This window comes from Guptibacillus hwajinpoensis (genome assembly GCF_020171785.1).
Lineage (GTDB): Bacteria > Bacillota > Bacilli > Bacillales > Guptibacillaceae > Guptibacillus > Guptibacillus sedimenti.
Window position 1 is genome coordinate 174,233 of the sequence record NZ_JAIVAE010000009.1, and the last position, 20,944, is coordinate 195,176.

General features: G+C 40.6%; 18 protein-coding genes and 1 other annotated feature. Of the genes, 16 read left to right on the plus strand and 2 right to left on the minus strand.

Going from position 1 to position 20,944, the window contains the following annotated elements:
* Positions 1-88: 88 nt before the first annotated feature.
* The 6 genes from lonB to LCL91_RS14665 all read left to right on the plus strand — a co-directional run bounded on the left by lonB (position 89) and on the right by LCL91_RS14665 (position 7,532).
* Positions 89-1,756: an ATP-dependent protease LonB gene (lonB, locus tag LCL91_RS14640; RefSeq protein ID WP_224883436.1), complete on the plus strand. Its 1,668-nt coding sequence runs from the start codon at positions 89-91 to the stop codon at positions 1,754-1,756.
* A gap of 282 nt (positions 1,757-2,038) precedes the next feature.
* Entirely contained in the window at positions 2,039-4,360 is a 2,322-nt protein-coding gene (gene lon, locus LCL91_RS14645; RefSeq protein WP_224883437.1) for an endopeptidase La, read from the plus strand.
* The gene (gene yihA / locus LCL91_RS14650) at positions 4,357-4,938 is read left to right on the plus strand and encodes a ribosome biogenesis GTP-binding protein YihA/YsxC (protein WP_224883438.1); all 582 of its coding nucleotides are present in this window, start codon (positions 4,357-4,359) and stop codon (positions 4,936-4,938) included. The genes lon and yihA overlap by 4 nt, the downstream gene beginning before the upstream one ends.
* Positions 4,939-5,220: 282 nt before the next feature.
* Positions 5,221-6,036 (plus strand): transporter substrate-binding domain-containing protein, encoded by an 816-nt coding sequence (locus LCL91_RS14655; RefSeq protein WP_369522962.1) that lies wholly within the window; start codon positions 5,221-5,223, stop codon positions 6,034-6,036.
* A 75-nt stretch (positions 6,037-6,111) separates the two neighbouring features.
* Entirely contained in the window at positions 6,112-6,771 is a 660-nt protein-coding gene (locus LCL91_RS14660) for an amino acid ABC transporter permease (RefSeq protein WP_098444432.1), read from the plus strand.
* Between the two features lie 20 nt (positions 6,772-6,791).
* Complete coding sequence (locus LCL91_RS14665; RefSeq protein WP_273832618.1) at positions 6,792-7,532, plus strand: amino acid ABC transporter ATP-binding protein; 741 nt, start codon at positions 6,792-6,794, stop codon at positions 7,530-7,532.
* A gap of 39 nt (positions 7,533-7,571) precedes the next feature.
* Here the strand turns inward: LCL91_RS14665 and LCL91_RS14670 are convergent, their stop codons facing one another.
* Complete coding sequence (locus LCL91_RS14670) at positions 7,572-8,048, minus strand: LiaI-LiaF-like domain-containing protein (protein WP_224883439.1); 477 nt, start codon at positions 8,046-8,048, stop codon at positions 7,572-7,574.
* Between the two features lie 237 nt (positions 8,049-8,285).
* On the opposite strand from LCL91_RS14670, the gene hemA reads away from it, so the two are divergent.
* From hemA to LCL91_RS14715, 9 genes are all read left to right on the plus strand, one after another.
* A complete protein-coding gene (gene hemA, locus LCL91_RS14675; RefSeq protein ID WP_224883440.1) occupies positions 8,286-9,659 on the plus strand; it encodes a glutamyl-tRNA reductase in 1,374 nt (457 codons plus the stop codon).
* 17 nt (positions 9,660-9,676) lie between these two features.
* Positions 9,677-10,504, plus strand: a complete 828-nt coding sequence (locus LCL91_RS14680) for a cytochrome C assembly family protein (protein WP_224883442.1) — start codon at positions 9,677-9,679, stop codon at positions 10,502-10,504.
* A 25-nt stretch (positions 10,505-10,529) separates the two neighbouring features.
* Entirely contained in the window at positions 10,530-11,459 is a 930-nt protein-coding gene (gene hemC, locus LCL91_RS14685) for a hydroxymethylbilane synthase (protein ID WP_224883445.1), read from the plus strand.
* The gene (locus tag LCL91_RS14690) at positions 11,456-12,202 is read left to right on the plus strand and encodes a uroporphyrinogen-III synthase (RefSeq protein ID WP_224883447.1); all 747 of its coding nucleotides are present in this window, start codon (positions 11,456-11,458) and stop codon (positions 12,200-12,202) included. The genes hemC and LCL91_RS14690 overlap by 4 nt, the downstream gene beginning before the upstream one ends.
* A 12-nt stretch (positions 12,203-12,214) precedes the next feature.
* Complete coding sequence (hemB, locus tag LCL91_RS14695; RefSeq protein WP_224883449.1) at positions 12,215-13,192, plus strand: porphobilinogen synthase; 978 nt, start codon at positions 12,215-12,217, stop codon at positions 13,190-13,192.
* Positions 13,193-13,216: 24 nt separating this feature from the next.
* Positions 13,217-14,503: a glutamate-1-semialdehyde 2,1-aminomutase gene (hemL, locus tag LCL91_RS14700; RefSeq protein ID WP_224883451.1), complete on the plus strand. Its 1,287-nt coding sequence runs from the start codon at positions 13,217-13,219 to the stop codon at positions 14,501-14,503.
* Between the two features lie 143 nt (positions 14,504-14,646).
* Positions 14,647-15,666, plus strand: a complete 1,020-nt coding sequence (spoVID, locus tag LCL91_RS14705; RefSeq protein WP_224883453.1) for a stage VI sporulation protein D — start codon at positions 14,647-14,649, stop codon at positions 15,664-15,666.
* Between the two features lie 61 nt (positions 15,667-15,727).
* Positions 15,728-16,603 carry a hypothetical protein gene (locus LCL91_RS14710; RefSeq protein WP_224883456.1) on the plus strand — a complete coding sequence of 292 codons (876 nt, stop codon included), beginning with the start codon at positions 15,728-15,730 and terminating at the stop codon, positions 16,601-16,603.
* A complete protein-coding gene (locus LCL91_RS14715) occupies positions 16,596-17,561 on the plus strand; it encodes a phosphotransferase (RefSeq protein ID WP_224883458.1) in 966 nt (321 codons plus the stop codon). Before LCL91_RS14710 ends, LCL91_RS14715 begins: the two co-directional genes overlap by 8 nt.
* On the opposite strand, the gene LCL91_RS14720 is transcribed toward LCL91_RS14715, so the two are convergent.
* A complete protein-coding gene (locus LCL91_RS14720; protein WP_098444420.1) occupies positions 17,558-17,758 on the minus strand; it encodes a hypothetical protein in 201 nt (66 codons plus the stop codon). The two genes, LCL91_RS14715 and LCL91_RS14720, sit on opposite strands and share 4 nt — an antisense overlap.
* 159 nt (positions 17,759-17,917) lie before the next feature.
* Positions 17,918-18,142 (plus strand) — a binding site (T-box leader).
* 112 nt (positions 18,143-18,254) lie between these two features.
* Here LCL91_RS14720 and LCL91_RS14725 point away from each other — a divergent pair.
* Positions 18,255-20,897 carry a valine--tRNA ligase gene (locus tag LCL91_RS14725; RefSeq protein WP_224883461.1) on the plus strand — a complete coding sequence of 881 codons (2,643 nt, stop codon included), beginning with the start codon at positions 18,255-18,257 and terminating at the stop codon, positions 20,895-20,897.
* Positions 20,898-20,944: the final 47 nt, after the last annotated feature.

Sequence of the window (20,944 nt, forward strand, 5' to 3'; positions counted from 1 at the left end):
TCGGCTAGTCATTTTGTTCATTTCCGGTTTATGGAACCTATGCTGAGGAGATACTAGTGCTATTGATCAATCATCAGGAGGTAGAAGTATGAATTGGACAGGGATAGCACTAGCAATACAATTGTTTTTTGGGATTGTCATAGGATTGTATTTCTGGAATTTACTTCGGAATCAGCGAACTCAAAAGGTTTCTATAGATAAAGAATCACGAAAAGAAATGGAGCATTTACGTCGATTAAGAAGCATTTCTTTAAGCGAACCGTTATCAGAGCGTATTCGCCCTACAGGCTTTTCAGAAATCGTTGGTCAGGAAGAAGGAATTCGTACGTTAAGGGCTGCGATCTGTGGGCCAAATCCACAGCACGTTATCATTTATGGCCCCCCTGGAGTAGGAAAGACGGCAGCAGCAAGACTTGTATTGGAAGAAGCGAAACGTAATCGGAGAACACCTTTTAAACAGTCCGCTGTCTTTGTAGAGTTGGATGCAACGACGGCCAGGTTTGATGAGAGAGGGATAGCGGATCCATTAATCGGTTCTGTTCATGATCCTATATACCAAGGTGCAGGAGCGATGGGACAAGCGGGTATTCCTCAGCCGAAGCAAGGAGCAGTTACGAATGCTCATGGCGGTATTCTTTTTATTGACGAAATAGGAGAGCTTCATTCGATCCAAATGAATAAGTTATTGAAGGTGCTTGAGGATCGTAAAGTTTATCTTGAGAGTGCTTATTATAATGAAGAAAACACAACGATTCCGAATCACATACACGATATCTTTCAAAACGGACTACCAGCAGATTTTAGGATGATCGGAGCTACAACAAGAACACCTGACGACATTCCCCCTGCTATTCGTTCAAGATGTATGGAAGTATATTTTCGTGAGCTAAGTCAGGATGAAATCGCACGAATTGCAACGAGAGCAGCCAAAAAGCTAAATTTAACTCTTGATGAAGATGGAATTGAACGAGTAAGTCGATATGCTAGGAATGGGCGCGAAGCAGTTAATTTAATGCAAATAGCAGCTGGACTAGCCATTACAGAAAACCGTGATCGGATAACGGCTACCGACATGGAATGGGTCGTCCATGCGAGTCGGCTTTCGCCTCGACCTGAAAGAAAAGTACCGCTTTATCCGGCTGTAGGTGTTGTGAACGGGCTGGCGGTTTATGGACCTAATACTGGTGCGTTACTTGAGATTGAGGTCACGGCAGTTAAAGGAAAATTAGAAAAAGAAGGTTCCGTTACCATTACAGGAATTGTAGAAGAAGAAAGCATCGGAAATCAATCAAAGTCCATACGAAGAAAAAGTTTAGCCAAATCTTCCGTAGAAAATGTGATGACTGTATTAAAGTCCATGGGCATTCCTGTAGACGCTTATCAGTTACATATTAATTTTCCTGGAGGAGTACCTGTAGATGGTCCATCAGCAGGTGTAGCCATTGCAACAGGGATCTACTCAGCAATTAAAGGAACTCCTGTTAGTAATAAAATTGCGATGACGGGTGAAATTAGTATTCATGGGTTTGTTAAGCCAGTAGGCGGTGTTTTTGCAAAAGTTACGGCTGCGCGTGATGCCGGAGCTGAACTAGCGCTTATTCCGAAAGAAAACGATGAGGAAATGTTGCAAATAATTAAAGGTATTAAAGTTGTAGCCGTTACACATCTCTCGGAAGTGTTTGATGCTGCGTTTGAAACTGGAAAACCCCAAGAATTCCCTTCCATTGTTATTGGAAAATCCCAGCCAGGAAGTTAACGGGCGGGGTTTTTCTTTTTGCAATAGTGATCCATCTAGTTTTCTATGCAACGGTTACACATCGAATTGCCTAAACGGTTTTCATTTTAAGGAAGAAATTGCTACTATTTTTACGTAGTAAGTTTCCTGATGGATATAAGTTTTTTTAGAGTTTGAGCAGGGATGATTAGACAAGTAGAAGAAACTTAGGATACAATGAAGTACAACTTATCAATAGTATAAGCTCGGATTAAAAATGATTTTCATAACGTTTTTATAGTTTGTTGTCTGGAGGTGCCATGATTGAAAAATGAACATAAAACATTACCATTGCTACCTTTAAGAGGATTGCTTGTTTATCCCTCAATGGTTCTTCATCTCGATGTAGGCCGGGATAAGTCGGTTCAAGCACTTGAAAAGGTCATGATGGATGATCAAAAGATTTTTCTCTCTACACAAAAAGAAGTGGAGATAGAAACACCTGAAGTAAAGGATATTTATGAAATTGGAACACTTGCTACTGTAAAGCAAATGTTGAAATTACCAAATGGTACAATCCGCGTACTCGTTGAAGGACTTCAGCGAGGCAAGATTATTGAGTTTAAAGATACAGAAGAATTTTACGAAGTTGAGATCGAACAAATCGATGAAAGTGCTGATATGAATGTGGAAGACGAAGCGTTAATGCGCACAGTGCTTGATTTGTTTGAACAATACATTAAAGTTTCAAAAAAGGTGACGGCGGAAACATTTGCTTCAGTGAGTGATATTGAACAGCCGGGGCGATTAGCTGATATTATTGCTTCTCACCTCTCTTTAAAGATTCGCCAAAAACAAGAAATTCTCGAAACGTATAGTTCACATGAACGATTGAATAAGTTGATTGAAATTCTTCAAAATGAAAAAGATGTAATTGATCTTGAAAAGAAAATTGGCCAACGTGTAAAGCGCTCAATGGAGAAAACACAAAAAGAGTACTACCTTCGTGAACAAATGAAGGCTATTCAAAAAGAACTTGGTGAAAAAGAAGGCAAAACTGGTGAAATTGCTACTTTAAAGGAAAAAATTGAGGAAGCCGATATGCCTGAAAACGTTCAGGAAATGGCATATAAAGAGCTAGATCGTTATGAAAAGATTCCACAGAGCTCTGCTGAAAGTTCTGTCATTCGGAACTATATCGATTGGTTAATACAAGTGCCTTGGTCCAATGAGACAACAGATAATCTTGACATTAATCATGCTGAAAAAATTCTCGATGAGGACCATTATGGTCTCGAGAAAGTGAAAGAAAGAGTGCTCGAATACCTTGCCGTTCAGCAGCTTACAAAGTCGTTAAAAGGACCGATTCTTTGTCTTGTTGGACCACCAGGAGTTGGGAAAACATCACTTGCAAGATCTGTTGCACGGTCAATTGGCCGTGAGTTTGTTCGAATTTCTCTCGGTGGTGTACGTGATGAAGCAGAAATTCGTGGACATCGTAGAACTTACGTTGGTGCGATGCCTGGTCGTATTATCCGTGGCATGAAAAAAGCGGGTACTGTCAATCCGGTCTTCCTATTGGATGAAATCGACAAAATGTCGAATGATTTCCGTGGTGATCCATCTTCAGCATTATTGGAAGTGTTGGATCCGCAGCAAAATAATACGTTTAGTGACCACTATATTGAAGAACCTTATGACCTTTCAAAAGTGATGTTTGTGACAACTGCAAATAACCTTTCAACAATTCCTGAGCCACTTCTTGATCGAATGGAAGTGATTCAAATTGCAGGATATACGGAAATTGAAAAAGTGAACATTGCTAAAAACTACCTTGTTCCTAGGCAACTTGAAGAACATGGGTTGAAAAAAGGGAATCTCCAAATTAGAGAAGAGAGTCTTTATAAGCTAGTTCGTCATTATACACGAGAAGCTGGGGTGCGTAACCTAGAACGTCAAATTGCAACGGTTTGCCGGAAAGCAACAAAAATAATTGTATCAGGGAAGAAAAAACGAGTTATCGTTACTGAAACAATGCTGGAAGAGTTGCTAGGTCATCCGAAGTTCCGTTATGGTGAGGCTGAAAAAGAAGATCAAGTTGGTACAGCGACAGGGCTCGCTTATACAACCGCAGGAGGAGATACGTTAGCAATTGAAGTATCCCTCTCGCCAGGAAAAGGCAAATTGATCTTAACAGGCAAGCTAGGGGATGTGATGAAGGAATCAGCACAGGCTGCGTTCAGCTACATTCGCTCGAAATCTGAAGAGCTCTCGATTGATCCAACATTCCATGAAACGAACGATATCCACATCCATGTTCCAGAAGGTGCTACACCTAAAGATGGTCCTTCTGCGGGAATTACAATCGCTACAGCCCTTGTATCTGCGTTAACGGGTAAGGCAGTTCGAAGAGACGTAGGGATGACAGGAGAAATCACGCTTCGAGGACGAGTTCTTCCGATTGGTGGACTAAAGGAAAAGTCCCTTAGTGCTCACCGTGCTGGATTAACAACAATTATTATGCCGAAAGAAAATGAGAAAGATCTGGATGATATTCCAGAAAGCATTCGCAAAGATTTAACATTCCTTCCAGTGTCACATCTGGACGAAGTGTTAAAAACCGCACTTGTGGGGGAGAACAAATGAAAGTAACAAAATCAGATTTTATTATCAGTGCTGTTAAACCAGAACAGTACCCAGTAGAAGGCTTGCCAGAGATTGGCTTAGCCGGACGATCAAACGTTGGGAAATCTTCGCTTATTAATACACTGATTAATCGTAAGAACCTTGCTAGAACTTCTCAAAAACCTGGTAAAACCCAGACGCTTAATTTTTATCTTATTAATGAACGTTTGTATTTTGTTGATGTGCCCGGTTACGGATTTGCTAAGGTATCTAAGAAAGAAAGAGATGCCTGGGGCAAAATGATCGAAACCTATTTAACTGATCGCGATCAGTTAAAAGCAGTCATCCAAATCGTAGATTTACGCCATGCCCCTTCAAATGACGACGTGGTAATGTACGATTGGTTAAAGCACTATGAAATTCCGGTGATTGTCGTAGCGACAAAATCGGATAAGATCCCTAAAGGGAAATGGCAAAAACATTTAAAAGTTGTAAGTCAGACATTAAAAATTGAACCAACAGATCGACTCGTTACATTTTCTTCTCATACTGGACAGGGAAAAGAGGATGTCTGGAATGCAATAAAATCCTACTTATAGATTTCGAACCCGGTCAAAGGACCGGGTTTTTCTATGGGTTTTATTTTCAGATTATTAAGAAAAGAATGTTTTTAATTGGATTGGAAAGGGAATGGGAATAAAGTAGAGGAAAAAGAAGAATGTACCGGCTCTTTGTGTGCTATCAGAGCTTAGGCTGGAATAGGGGGTGTAAAGACTATGAGTCAGAATTGAAAGAAATGTCTAAATATTGGTATGATAGGAATAACGCAGTTTACATAATCCTAACTGCATATAAGAAAAGTCGTACAAGGGGGACATGGGATGATGAAAAGAAAATGGAGTTTTCTCACAGCTATTATGGTAATGTTTTTACTTGTTTTAACAGCGTGCGGAGGAAATGAAGAAAGTAGTGGAACATCTAGTTCTGAAGGAGAAGACGGATTGGAATTAACGGAGGATGGGAAATTTAGTTATGTTGTATCAGGGGAGTTTCCTCCATTTAGCACAGTAGATGCAAATGGTGATCTTGATGGATTTGACGTTGCGGTAGGTAAAGCCATTGCGGAAAAACTTGATCTTGAACCCGCCGTTGAAAAATTTAAATTTAGCGGGATGGTATCTGCTATTCAATCTGGTCGTTATGACGCAGCGGTTGCAAGTCATACGATTACTGATGAACGTAAGGAAGCCGTGAATTTTAGTGAGCCCTACTATTATTCAGGACCTGTTCTTTATGTTCAGCCTGGTAGTGAAATTCAGAGTGTAGAAGACCTAGAAGGTAAAGACGTAGCTGTTTCAAAAGGTTCAACTTATGAGAAATCAGCACAAGAGTACACCGGTAAAATTTCCAATTACGATAGTGACCAAACTGCGTTACGCGCCCTAAGTGAAGGAAAGCATGATGCGGTGATAACAGATGATATTACAGGCAAACAGGCAATGGAAGAGGATTTTAAGATTGAGAAAGTAGAGCAGTTAGGAACAAGTGAACAAGCTGTTGCGATTAAGAAGGAAAACTCAAATCTTCTTGAAGCGGTTAACAAAGCTCTAGAAGAGTTAAAAGAAGACGGAACGTTAACAAAACTTAGCGAGGAATACATCGGAGTCGATATCACCCAGAATCCTGAAAGTGAGTAAGTTTGAGGAATGTGTGCGGTGCGCGCATTCCTTTTTTACCTGTAATGTTACTGAATTCTAAGGAGCTGATCGCATTTGCCAACATTTGCTCATTTTTTTGAAACGCTATTAGAGAGCTATCCAGTATTCTTTGAAGGACTCTGGCTTACAATTCGGGTTACATTCGTATCTGTTTTAATAGCTGTTTTTATTGGTCTATTTTTTGCTTTATTTAAAATTTCACAATCAAAGATATTAAATTGGATTGCAAATGTGTACATTGCTGTTATTCGAGGTACACCGCTAATAGTTCAAATTTTTATCTTCTATTTTGGTTTAACCGAGTTCAACATCCCTAAGTTTTGGGCTGCCTCAATTGGACTTGCCCTACATAATGGGGCTTACATTGCAGAAATTTTTCGTGGTTCCATTCAATCAATCGACAAAGGTCAGATGGAGGCAGGTCGCTCTCTTGGGATGAGTCATACACTTGCGATGCGACGCATTATACTCCCACAGGCTTTTAGAAGAGCGTTGCCACCACTTGGTAACCAATTTATCATTGGATTGAAAGATTCCTCGCTAGCAGCATTTATAGCCCTTCCAGAATTGTTTAGCGTTGCAACTACACAGGGGGCAAGAACGTTTGATGAGATGACGTATTTACTTATAGTAGCTGTATACTATCTCGTCCTTGTATTAATCTTCACGCTTCTTGTTAATCTCCTTGAAAAACGATTATCTGCTAGTGATTAAGAACGAGAGAGGTGCTGTCGATGGTAGAAAAAGCGGAAATGATTCGAGTAGAGAAATTGAACAAATCATTTGGAGATCTTCACGTCCTAAAAGATATTGATCTTGAAGTAAATGAAAGCGACGTTGTCGTGCTTATAGGCGCCAGTGGTTCTGGTAAGAGTACGCTGCTTCGGTGCATGAATTTTCTTGAGATCAAAAATAGCGGAAACGTTATTATTGAAGGTGAAACGATTGACCCTCAAAAAAACGATTTAAATAAAGTCAGACAGCGCGTCGGCATGGTTTTTCAACATTTTAACCTTTTTCCTCATAAATCGGTTTTAGAAAATGTCATTGAAGCTCCGTTGATGGTAAAAAAATTAAAGCGAGCCGAAGCGGAGAAAGAGGGAAAGGAACTTCTTGCAAAAGTAGGTCTTGGAGATAAAGCAAATGTCTACCCTAATAAACTTTCTGGCGGTCAGAAGCAGCGAGTTGCTATTGCGCGAGCACTTGCCATGAAGCCTGATATTATGCTGTTTGATGAGCCGACATCAGCGCTTGATCCTGAATTAGTGGGAGAAGTTCTATCTACGATGAAAGAACTAGCAAAAGAGGGTATGACAATGGTTGTCGTCACACATGAGATGGGTTTTGCTCGAGAGGTTGGAGATTGGGTCGTCTACATGCACGATGGAAAAATTGTAGAGAAAGGCCACCCAAGTGAATTGTTTAGTGAACCAAAGGAACAGAGAACGCAGGACTTCTTAAGTTCTATTTTATAACATGAATTTTGGAATGAAAAAGTAAGGGGTGATGGCCCCTTACTTTTTTTTCGTTACAAGATAAATTCCAATAAGAATTAATGCGAGCGGCCAAAACTTTCCAACAAAGGAAAAAGTGGAGTTAAGCCAGAGTTCTAAACCAGAATAAAGAAGTTCAATAATGGAAAGGGCGAGTAAAAGTAACCCAGGAACGAGACCGGTTTTTTTTGTTTTATAGTATGTAACCAGATAAGCTGCACTTAGGATTAGTGTATACATTCCCCAGCTATCTGGCCAAACAGCGATTTTAGAGACAAAATAGAAATGTACGCCAAGCCCAAGGAGCAAAATCCCCGGAAAAAGCATATTCCCTTCTTTTGCAATAAAACCTTGAAAGATCATGGCGAGACCTATCACAATTAAAATAACTTGCCAGTTCATGAGATGATCTGAAAAGGGAAGGTTTAGCGTTTGAAATAAATAATAAAGTCCGATTCCAATAAATAAAACACCCGGAAATATACTTTGACGTTTCAATGAAAATCCTCCTAGTTGAAAGAGATACGCAAGTTTTGCTATACAATTGATTTTCTGGTACATTAATAGTTGTATGATTACTAATAATATGCAGAGATAATTCTATATTCATCATATCATAATTGCTTTCATAGTCTGTTCACATTATATAACTCTGTGCAATTTGTCACATGTTATAATAGTGATAGATGATAGCAAAAGATTAGGTTTGGTTAACAATTTTTTGGGGGTGGAACGATGCACATCCTGGTCGTAGGGTTGAACCACAAAACAGCCCCTGTGGAAATACGAGAGAAACTTTCCTTTCAGGAGAATGATTTGCCTGAAGCATTAGATAAGTTGCGTCACTCTAAAAGTATTCTAGAAGCTGTGATCTTATCAACTTGTAACCGTACAGAGTTATATGTTGTTGCTGACCAGCTTCATACAGGGAGATATTATTCAAAAGCTTTTCTATCTGAATGGTTCGGAATTGAGAAAGAAGAATTTTCACCATATCTAGTCATTCGCGAAAACGATGCGGCGACAGAACATCTTTATCGTGTAGCATCTGGACTTGACTCTCTTGTTATCGGGGAAACGCAAATACTTGGACAAGTTCGCGATGCTTTCTTGCTTGCTCAGCACTCAGAGACAACAGGAACCATTTTTAATCAGCTTTTCAAGCAGGCGATTACTCTAGCTAAACGGTCCCATTCGGAAACCGAAATTGGAGAAAACGCCGTTTCAGTCAGCTATGCTGCAGTCGAGTTAGCGAAGAAGATTTTTGGTGGACTGCAAAATAAACACGTTGTTATTCTTGGCGCAGGCAAAATGGGTGAGCTCACTGCTAAGAACTTGCAAAGTAACGGTGTAGATCAAGTAACGGTCGTGAATCGTACGCTTGAGAAAGCAACAGAGCTTGCTTCGCGTTTTAAGGGACAGGCTCGTTCTATGGATGAAGTAGAAACTGCGCTTACTGATGCAGATATTCTAATCAGTTCAACTGGGTCTACAAACTATGTTCTAACCGAGCAAAATGTAAGACCGCTTCTCAAAAAGCGCAGAGGTCGTCCATTATTTATGGTTGATATTGCTGTTCCGAGAGATCTAGATCCATCCCTTAATAATATGGACTCGGTTTTCTTGTATGACATTGACGATCTAGAAGGAATTGTTGAAACCAATATTGCAGAACGTAAGAAAGAAGCAGAGAAAATTGAGCTAATGATTGAAGAAGATCTTGTTCAATTTAGAGAGTGGCTTAATACACTCGGCGTTGTACCAATGATTACAGCTTTACGTACGAAGGCACTTGCGATTCAAGCAGAAACAATGAATAGTATTGAACGTAAATTGCCTAACTTAACGGATCGAGAACGAAAAGTATTAAGTAAACATACGAAAAGTATAGTGAACCAGCTGCTACGTGATCCTATTGTTCGGGTAAAGGAGATGGCTGCAGAGCCAAATGCAGAGGAGTCGCTTGAGATCTTCACGAAAATCTTTGCGATTGAAGAAGAAATTGAGAGAGAACTTCATAAGCAGCGAGTGAAAGAAAACGAAGAAAAAAGGCAGCATGAATCCGTTGACTACTCCCCTTTATTACAGGCATCGCAGTTGCGCTCCTAGGAGAGGAGACATGATTTGTGACGAACGCCAGCTGGCTTTATGATATAACCATACTACTTTATGCTCTTAGTGTACTGGGTTATTTTATTGATTTCCTGCAGAACAACCGGAAAGTAAATCAGTTTGCTTTCTGGTTGCTTTCTATTGTCTGGGTGCTGCAAAGTGCGTTTCTTGTAACGCAGATTATTGAAATTGGCGGTTTCCCGATTTTAACACCTTTTGAGGGGTTATTTTTTTATGCGTGGGTGATTGTCTCGCTATCGCTCTTGATTAATTGGTTTTTTCGAGTCGATTTTTTTGTCTTTTTTGCAAATGTACTCGGTTTCAGCATTATGGCGATCAATTTATTTGCTACTAGAGAACAGGCTTCAAGTCTGCTCACGGAACAACTGATGTCTGAGCTGTCGATTATTCACATTACAATGGCATTTTTATCATATGGAGCATTTTCGCTTTCGTTTATTTTTTCAATTATGTATTTGATTCTTTACCAGATGTTGAAGAGAAAAAAATGGAATAAACGATTAAGAAGATTTGGCGACCTATCCCAGCTTGAGAAGCTGTCCTATTTATGTAGCGTTCTCGGTGTTCCACTGCTATTACTAAGTCTTATATTAGGAATTGTTTGGGCTATTTTAAAGGTAGACCAATTTAGCCTGCTCGATGCTAAAGTAATTATTTCATTCTTTGTACTAGGCGCTTATAGTACCTACTTATATCAAAAAGTGGCTAGAGAGATGGAAGGGCGTTCCCTAGCGTTATGGAATGTTGCTGCGTTTCTTATTGTATTAATTAATGTCTTCCTTTCTGGAACATTGTCAGAATTTCATTTCTGGTATGTATAAGGGAGAACAGGTTGGAGGAGTAACAATGCGTAAAATTATCGTAGGCTCAAGAAGAAGTAAATTAGCGATTACTCAAACGAAGTGGGTGATCAGTAAGTTAAAGGAGTTAAACCCCGGCGTAGATTTTGAAATAAAAGAGATTGTCACTCGTGGTGACAAAATCTTGGACGTCACCCTTTCCAAGGTTGGAGGAAAAGGGTTGTTTGTGAAGGAAATTGAAGACGCGATGTTAAACGGTGATATCGATATGGCTGTTCATAGTATGAAAGATATGCCTTCAGTTCTTCCGGAGGGTCTAATGATTGGCTGTATTCCAGAACGGGAAGATCATCGAGACGTGATTATCTCTGAATCAAAAAAAACATTTAGAGAACTACCTGAGGGTGCTGTGATTGGTACAAGTAGTCTAAGGCGCGGGGCACAGTTAAAAGCGATACGACCTGATGTTGAAATTAAGTGGATTCGCGGCAATATTGACACACGTATTCGTAAATTAACAGATGAAGATTACGATGCGATTGTGCTAGCAGCTGCAGGTCTACATCGCATGGGTTGGTCAAAAGAAATTGTCACAGAGTACCTTGATCCTGACTTGTGCGTACCGGCTGTAGGGCAGGGAGCACTCTCCATCGAGTGTCGAGAGAGCGATGATGAGTTAAAAGCGATTCTTGAGAAATTTAGCGATAAAGAAACAACGAGAACAGTGTTAGCAGAACGCGCTTTCCTTCATACACTTGAAGGAGGTTGTCAGGTTCCGATTGCAGGTCATGCGACGCTTAATGGTGACAAAATTACGGTTACGGGCCTTGTTGGAGAACCGGATGGATCTATTATTATTAAAGAGATGGAAATGGGTAGTGATCCTATACAAGTAGGAAATACGCTTGCGAATCGAATGAAGGAACAGGGTGCTAAGGACATCCTTGATCGTGTGAAAGAGGAATTAGATCAATGAGTTCTCCGCTCTCAGGAAAGCGTGTAATGGTCACGAGAGCTAGGGAGCAGGCAGGGACATTTACGAAATTAATTGAAGAAAGAGAGGGGATTTCGATTGAAATCCCTCTTATTTCGTTCCAACCGCGAAATCAATTGTTAAATTCGATTGAATTAAGCGAATATAGCTGGCTCTTATTTACGAGTGCCAATGGCGTACGTTTTTTCTTAAAGCAGGCGAATATTCCAAAAGGTATAAAAGTTGGCGCGGTTGGAAGCAAAACAGCAAAAGCCCTTAAGCGGTATGGAATTCAGATTGATCTTATGCCAAATGATTTTGTTGCGGAAGGACTAGTTGCCGCACTAGCAAAGCAAGCTGAGCCCAATGAGAAAATACTGCTACCAAGGGGAAATCTTGGTCGAGCGGTATTACCGGGGCAATTAAATGAATTAGGGTACGATGTTACTGACCTACCTATTTATGACACTGTCATTCCATTTGAATCCAAGGCAGCGTTAAGAGACGTAGTGGAAAATCAGGCGTGTGATGTGATTACGTTCACTTCTTCGTCAACAGTCCATCATTTTGCTGAACTTCTTGGTGCGGACAATTTGAAAGATCTGCTTAAAGGGATCACAATAGTAGTAATTGGCCCGATCACTGAGAAGACGCTGCGATCTTACGGGATCGTACCGCAAGTCGTGCCTGACCAATATACCATTGAAGGAATGCTTGAAAGCCTTGAGCGTTTTTTTAATAAATAGGAGGAAAAGATAATGGAAAAAGCAAACTTTCATCGTCACCGTCGATTAAGACGTTCTGAATCAATGAGATCCCTCGTAAGAGAAACGTATTTACATAAAGAGGATTTTATCTATCCGATTTTTGCAGTTGAAGAAGAAAATGTGAAAAGAGAAATTCCATCTATGCCAGGTGTTTATCACTATTCACTAGACCGTTTGAATGAAGAGGTACGTGAAGTCGTTGATCTTGGTATTAAATCCATTATGATTTTTGGTGTTCCAAATCATAAAGATGCCGTTGGTTCAGAGGCATACTGTGATACGGGAATTGTCCAAAAAGCAATTGCACAAATTAAAGAGGAGTTTCCTGAGTTAACTGTTATTGCAGATACATGCTTGTGTCAATATACTGATCATGGGCACTGTGGTGTTATCGAGAATGGTTATGTGCAAAATGATGAATCACTTCAACTACTTACAAGAACAGCGATTTCTCAAGCTAAAGCAGGAGCTGATATGATTGCCCCATCGAACATGATGGATGGTTTCGTAGCAGCCATTCGTCATGGCCTTGATGAAGCAGGTTTTGTTGATGTTCCTATTATGAGCTATGCTGTGAAATTCTCATCTGCCTTTTATGGTCCATTTCGTGATGCTGCTCATAGTACACCACAGTTTGGTGATCGCAAAACGTATCAAATGGATCCAGCTAATCGACTCGAAGCCATTCGAGAAGCAGAAAGCGACATTGAAGAAGGTGCTGATTTCTTAATGGTAAAACCGGCCCTTTCTTATCTTGATATCATTCGCGAACTAAAAGATCGCTTCCCACTTCCAATGGTTGCTTATAACGTCAGCGGGGAATATTCCATGATAAAAGCCGCAAGTCAAAATGGGTGGCTGAATGAACAAGAGGTTGTCCTTGAGAAACTAACAAGCATGAAGCGTGCGGGAGCAGATCTAATCATCACTTATTTTGCAAAAGACGCTGCTCGCTGGCTAGATCAATAGAACTGAAAGAGAGGGACTACAAAAATGGGTAATTACGATCGTTCCAAAGAAGCTTTTAAAGAAGCATCTAAAGTGATGCCTGGTGGCGTAAACAGTCCAGTTAGGGCATTTAAATCCGTAGGCATGGATCCGATTTTTATGGAAAAAGGAAAGGGCTCTAAAATTTACGATATCGATCAAAATGAATATATTGACTATGTACTCTCTTACGGTCCACTCATTCTTGGCCATGCTGATGAACAGGTTGTGAATCGATTGAAAGAGGTGACGGAGCTTGGAACAAGCTTTGGTGCACCAAGTCAATATGAAACAAAACTTGCGGAGCTTGTCATAGAACGAGTCCCTTCGATTGAAATTGTCCGTATGGTAAATTCTGGTACAGAAGCTACGATGAGCGCATTGCGGTTAGCGAGAGGCTACACGGGTCGTAATAAAATCCTTAAGTTTGAAGGGTGTTACCATGGCCACGGTGACTCTTTGTTAATTAAAGCTGGGTCCGGCGTCGCTACACTTGGTCTTCCTGATAGTCCAGGCGTGCCTGAGGGCATTGCGAAAAATACCATTACGGTTCCGTATAATGATCTTGAAAGTCTTCGTTATGCCTTCCAGGAGTTCGGAGATGATATTGCTGGTGTTATTATCGAGCCTGTAGCGGGCAACATGGGTGTTGTGCCACCTCAGCAGGGATACCTTGAAGAAATTCGTAAGATCACAGAGGATAATGGTACGCTTCTTATTTTTGATGAAGTGATGACTGGCTTCCGCGTAGGTTACAATTGTGCACAAGGGTACTATAATGTTACGCCTGATTTAACTTGTCTTGGGAAAGTAATTGGTGGAGGCTTACCGGTTGGTGCCTATGGTGGTAAAAAGGAAATCATGGAGCAAATTGCTCCAAGCGGTCCGATCTATCAAGCGGGAACACTTAGTGGTAATCCACTTGCGATGACAGCAGGATATGAAACACTTTCCCAACTCACTCCAGAAAGCTACCAGGCTTTCGAACGTAAAGCAGAGCGACTTGGAGAAGGGCTTTCAAAAGCTGCAGCAAAATACAATATCCCTCATACCGTGAATCGTGCGGGGTCGATGGTTGGTTTCTTCTTTACGGACGAGGATGTGATTAATTTTGAAACGGCATCTTCTTCTAACCTTGAACACTTTACAAACTATTTTAAAGAAATGCTTGCCCAAGGAATTTCACTACCCCCATCTCAATTTGAAGGAATGTTTCTTTCAACAGCTCATACTGAGCACGATATCGATGAAACAATTGCTGCTGCAGAAGCGGCTTTCTCAAAGCTTGTTTAATCCAAAGCTACTGGCATTTGCCAGTAGCTTTTTTAATTGAGGAGACAGAGGGAACTTTCTCAATCTTATTCAAAATAGACATAATCCTGTGAATTACTCATACATGTGTAATGTATGGATAATGTTTGAAAGGAGGAGAAAGCATGCCTGAAGGCTCATATTTGCATTTCTCCGTAGAGGAGCAGGTCTGGTTAAAGAAAGGACAGGAAGTTGAAGAGGTTCTATCAATATCACTTGATCCTGAAATTTCGATTGAAGAGTATGAAGATTATGTAGCTGTGAAAGGCTGTTTATATTTAACGGGAGAATATTTGCAGCGTGATCAAACAGGTCATGAAGATATCAGTGAGGGATCTCCCTACCGCTCAATTCATGAAGTTCATGTAAGAGAAGATGGTACGGCGTCGATGGGACACCGATTTCCGGTAGATATTACGATTCCTGCAAGTCGTATTAGAAGTCTAGAAGATATATTTGTTACGGTGGATACGTTTGACTACACGGTAGTGGAGGAGAATTGCCTTCAGTTGAAAGCTGACATATCCATTAGTGGAATCCAGGGTGATCCAAATCGTGTAGAAATAGAGGTCGATGAGGTGGAAGAAGACGAAAGTGAATTTAGTCAAGAAGAGGAAAGCGTGTGGGAGAATGATATTAAATACGTTGAGCATGAGGAAGAATCACTTGAACAGACCTCTCATTTACGCACCCCTCAAGTAGATATGCGAGCACAAGCTGATTCGGATGAAGTTGATTATTCAAATACGAGTGCAGAAATTGAAGAAAATGAGGAATACTTGGAACCAACGTATGACTTTCTAACGCGGATGGCTCGCCAACTGGAAGGATCAACTGAATATAACAATCATCCTATAGTAGAAGAAACGCGCTCTTCTCAAACCAACGATTATGATGAGGAAGAGATGCTTGAACAAAAGAAACAAACACCTCGTGAAGAAAATGCCCTTTATTTAACAAGTATGTTAACAAAAGAAGAAGAGCAGTTTTCGAAAATGAAAATGTGTATCATCCAACCTGGTGATTCATTGTCTGAAATTGCAGAACGCTATCGTGTTCTTCCAAGTCACCTTGCTCGCGTAAACCGTCTTGAAGAAGAAGAGGTAAAGGAAGGACAGATCTTATATATACCAGTGAATCGGTAAGTTCTCTTGCCTCATCGTTATGAATCGATTGTTTTTGGTGGTGTGAAAAGGAGTAATAAAGATGGATGTATTAGTAATCATAGCTGAAAAATATGGATTTAAAGAAGTGAGTTGGGTTCGAAAGCCCGAAGTCATCATGACACACTTAGGTAAGCGGAAGTTATCATATTGGCGGGAGCGGGATTTGCTTGAGTATCATCTCAACTTCCGCGACCGTCTTTTTTCTAAATATGGCATTCTATGTAATCGTATGATTCGAACGATTGATCATGAGGCGTTTATTCCAATACACCAAGGATATGTGTCGGTTCATGATTCGGTTGAAGAGGAGTTTGCATTCGAACATTTCCCTGAAATGGAAGGCTATCTTCTTTCCTCATTGATAGATGTGAGTGTAGATGTGAACAATTATGATGGGCTTGCAACGTTTCCTTACCGAGAGACTTTAGAAGCGTTACGTCCAATCAAGACCCTATATCCACAGCCGTATTTACTCCTTGTTCGTTTAATTCCAGAAGTGAAAAAACGCCTTAGTTATAATAAAAGCATTTCACATTTATCGATTCCAATTTCAAATCATTCTATAAAAGAAGTAATGGGCCAATTCTACTTTGAAATTAGTGATGAAGAGCCTGTTCCCGTGTATGAAGTACTCCCTAAAGCGATGTATGTGTGGTATGAAAAGAAAGGTCAAGAAGAATTTAAACAATGCTTTAATGCTTTATTCAAAGAGATCGACAGCGAAACGAGTCACGTTCTTATTCAAACGATTATCGCTCCTTGGGACTGGTGGTCATGTATTCAATCACTTCAGTATAAAGGTGTCAACGTAAATCAAGTGATGGAGGAGTTTGTTGAAAAGTGGGAAACGATGAGAAAGATAACCTGTACGGTACAGCTCTCCATTTCGGAGGGGAGGGTTTCGGTTAGTGAGTGATCCGGCAATTCTATTTCAATATGATTTATATCCAGAACGTGTCGTAAGAATGGGGAAAGTAACAAAGGTTGAAACGGATCGAGGAATGTTTGCCTTAAAGGAGACAAAGCTAAGTAAAGAACAGATGGATCGTATCTTGTCCATTGAGGATCGATTAAAACAGCTTCATTTTGAAAGTTTTGTGCCACTCATTCGAACAAAATACGGCGACTCCTTTGTTTTTACAGGTACGGGTGTAGCTTATTTGACACCATGGCTGGGCGGTGGTGAAGAGCAATTTGCTCAAAAAGAGGAGAACTTAATAATAAGTCTTGCAGAACTTCATGGATATACAGCAAGAGATCAAGCATTCTCTGAAGAAGTCATCAAACAATCGTATCAAAAGATGATCTTAATGAGAGAAAGCAGACAGTTTGAAATGGAGAAATACGTTAACTCAATTGAAAAACGAATTTATCTCTCACCTTTTGAATTAACTTTTGTTACTCATTTTCATCAGTTAATGAAGTACTGTGACCTCGCCAAAACAAGATTGGATAATTGGTATGAACAGGTTGTTGAAGCGAAACGATATCGTAGTGTTTTCTGTCATGGAAAATGTTCACCTTCCCACTATGTTATGAATGGTGGCAAGGGGTACTTTATTAATTTTGAAAGGTCTGTTGTCGATACGCCTGTACGGGATTTGGCTTATTTTATTCGTTCCTCTGTTCACCCATTTCAATTTAATCCTGCTACTATAACAGCGCATATCACTCGATATGAGACGCAATTTTCATTATTCGAAGAAGAGAAGGAGCTGCTTGCAAGCTATTTATATTTCCCTGAATCAGTCTTTAATAGTGTCAACCGATTTAATGAGAATCGTCAGCACTGGCCCCATATTAAGCATGTCCGGTTATTCACGAAAAAAATAGAAGTGATGAATGGCATCCATAATGTCCTGCAGTCATTCTAGATCCATTCAAAATAAAAACACACTTCTAATGCAACAAGAATGATGAGGATCAGCACATCGACTGAAGTTGGAAAAAGTATCGTTCGAATCGTTTGGAATACAATAAACGGCGGTACAAATTGAGCGCAAATATCCCTGAATTTATAAACAGCCGGCGGGAGCTGGTAGCGATTCATTCCCCCAAAACGTTTTTTCATAGTGTTTGCCCCTTTGTTTTCATCTGTCCTTACAAATAGTCTATGTGCGAAAGCGGATGGGGTGATTAAGAAGAGAGAGAACTGGCTAAGCTAAGAAAAAGGGCGCTTAGTATCTTGACGATCGTGAATCTACACGGTAAACTTATTTATACAAATAGTCGACAGGCAAAGACAGGGAGTAGTAGAATGTGAACCCTTCAGAGAGAGAAATCATCCGCTGAAAGATTTCTCAGGATTGAAGCATTTGAAGTCGCCCTTGAGCTGTTTCTCTGAAATAGTAGTAGGAGAATCCGGTAATCCCGTTATTCGAATGAAGCGTACAGCTAACGTTTATTTAGCTGTAAATAAAGGTGGTACCGCGAAAATACTTCTTTCGTCCTTTTCCTAAGGATGGAGGAAGTTTTTTTGTTGTCCAAAAAATCCTTTTAGCTGAAAACAGAACGAGAAATCCGATGCAAACGGCCTAAGACTTATTGAATGGAAAGGAAGAGTGGCAATGGTGAATAAAGAGCTAACGATGCCGACGAAATACGATCCGAAGGCAACCGAGCAAAAATGGTACCCGTACTGGGTAGATAGTAAATTTTTTGAAGCAACAGGTGATAAAACGAAAGAGCCTTATACAATTGTAATTCCGCCGCCAAACGTTACAGGAAAACTTCATCTAGGGCACGCATGGGATACAACACTTCAAGATATTCTTTCACGAGTGAAACGAATGCAGGGTTACGATGTTCTTTGGCTTCCAGGGATGGACCATGCTGGAATTGCGACCCAAGCAAAAGTAGAAGGCAAGCTTCGTGAAGAGGGCACATCTCGTTATGATCTTGGACGTGAGAAGTTTCTTGAGAAGTCGTGGGAATGGAAAGAAGAATACGCTGATTTTATCCGCAGTCAGTGGGCGAAGCTTGGTCTTTCTTTAGACTATTCAAGAGAGCGTTTTACACTTGATAATGGGCTTTCTGATGCGGTGCGTGAAGTGTTTGTTAAGCTTTATGAAAAAGGGTTAATTTATCGTGGAGAATATATTATCAACTGGGATCCCCAAACTAAAACGGCTCTTTCTGATATTGAAGTCATTCACCAGGAAGTAACGGGGCATTTCTATCATATGCGCTATCCTCTTGCTGATGGTTCAGGGCATATCGAAATTGCAACAACGCGTCCTGAAACGATGCTTGGTGATTCAGGAATTGCGGTTCATCCTAAAGATGAGCGTTACAAGCATCTTGTTGGAAAGAAAGCGATCTTACCAATAGTAGGTCGTGAGATTGAAATTGTGGCAGATGACTACGTTGATAGGGAATTTGGCTCTGGAGCTGTTAAAATCACGCCAGCCCATGACCCTAATGACTTTGAAATTGGTAATCGTCATAACCTTGAGCGTATCCTTGTTATGAATGAAGATGGCTCAATGAATGAGAATGCAGGCGACTATCAAGGAATGGATCGTTTCGAATGTCGTAAAAAGCTAGTAAAAGATTTGCAGGAAAAAGGGGTTCTTTTCAATATTGAAGAGCACGTTCATTCTGTAGGGCACTCTGAACGAAGTGGTGCTGTAGTAGAACCGTACCTTTCCACTCAGTGGTTCGTTAAAATGGGACCACTTGCTGAGCAGGCAATTGCGCTTCAAAAATCAGACGACAAAGTTAACTTTGTCCCAGAACGATTCGAAAAAACGTATTTGAATTGGATCGAGAATATTCGCGACTGGTGTATTTCGAGACAGCTCTGGTGGGGCCATCGCATTCCTGCATGGCATCATAAAGAAACTGGTGAGATTCACGTTGGACTGGAAGCACCGACAGATATTGAGAACTGGCAGCAAGATGAAGATGTACTCGATACGTGGTTTAGTTCGGCTCTTTGGCCTTTCTCTACAATGGGATGGCCGAATGAAGACGCAGAAGACTTTAACCGTTATTATCCAACGAACGTTTTAGTAACAGGGTATGACATCATCTATTTCTGGGTAGCGCGTATGATCTTCCAGGGCATTGAATTTACAGAGCAACGTCCATTTAATGATGTATTGATTCACGGACTTGTACGTGACTCTGAAGGACGGAAGATGAGTAAATCACTTGGTAATGGTGTTGATCCGATGGATGTGATTGAGAAGTACGGTGCTGATTCGCTTCGCTTCTTCCTATCCACAGGTTCATCTCCAGGTCAGGATCTTCGTTTCTATTGGGAAAAAGTAGAGTCTACTTGGAACTTTGCCAATAAGATTTGGAACGCTTCTCGTTTTGCCTTAATGAATATGGATGGCATGACATATGAAGAGCTGGACTTATCAGGTGAAAAATCAACAGCTGATAAATGGATTCTTACTCGATTAAACGATACGATCGAACAAGTGACGCGCCTCATTAACAATTATGAATTTGGGGAAGTTGGTCGCTACCTTTATAACTTTATCTGGGATGACTTCTGTGACTGGTATATTGAAATGGCGAAGTTACCGCTATATGGCGAAGATGAAGCAGCGAAGAAAACAACGCGATCTGTTCTCGCTTATGTGCTTGACCAAACGATGCGTCTTCTTCACCCATTTATGCCGTACCTTACGGAAGAAATCTGGCAGCACCTTCCACATGAAGGTGAGTCAATTACTGTTGCAAGCTGGCCAGTGAAGAATGATGAGCTGCACTTTCCTGAAGCAGCGGCTGACATGGCGCTCTTAACTGAGATTATTCGTTCGGTTCGAAACATTCGTGCTGAAATGAATGTAGCACCTAGCAAGCCGATTGAGCTTCGTATTAAACCGAAATCTGGAGAAGCCCAAAAGCAACTTGAACTAAACAGCCAATACATTGAGCGGTTCTGTAATCCTGAAACATTAACCATTTCAGCAGATCTACAGGCACCTGAAAAATCAATGACGGCTGTTGTATCTGGTGCGGAGCTATTCCTTCCGCTTGAAGGCTTAATTAACATCGATGAAGAAATTGAGCGTCTAAAAGGAGAAATGAAGAAGCTCGATTCTGAAGTTGATCGTGTTCAGAAAAAGCTTTCAAATGAACGTTTTATTAGCAAGGCTCCCGAGAAAGTTGTTGAAGAAGAACGAGCGAAAGAAAAAGACTATCTCGAAAGAAGAAGCAACGTTGAAGCTCGTATTAACGAACTTAAAAAATAAGCAAATGACGGATCTCTTTTTGAGGTTCGTCTTCTTTTAAGGAGGAG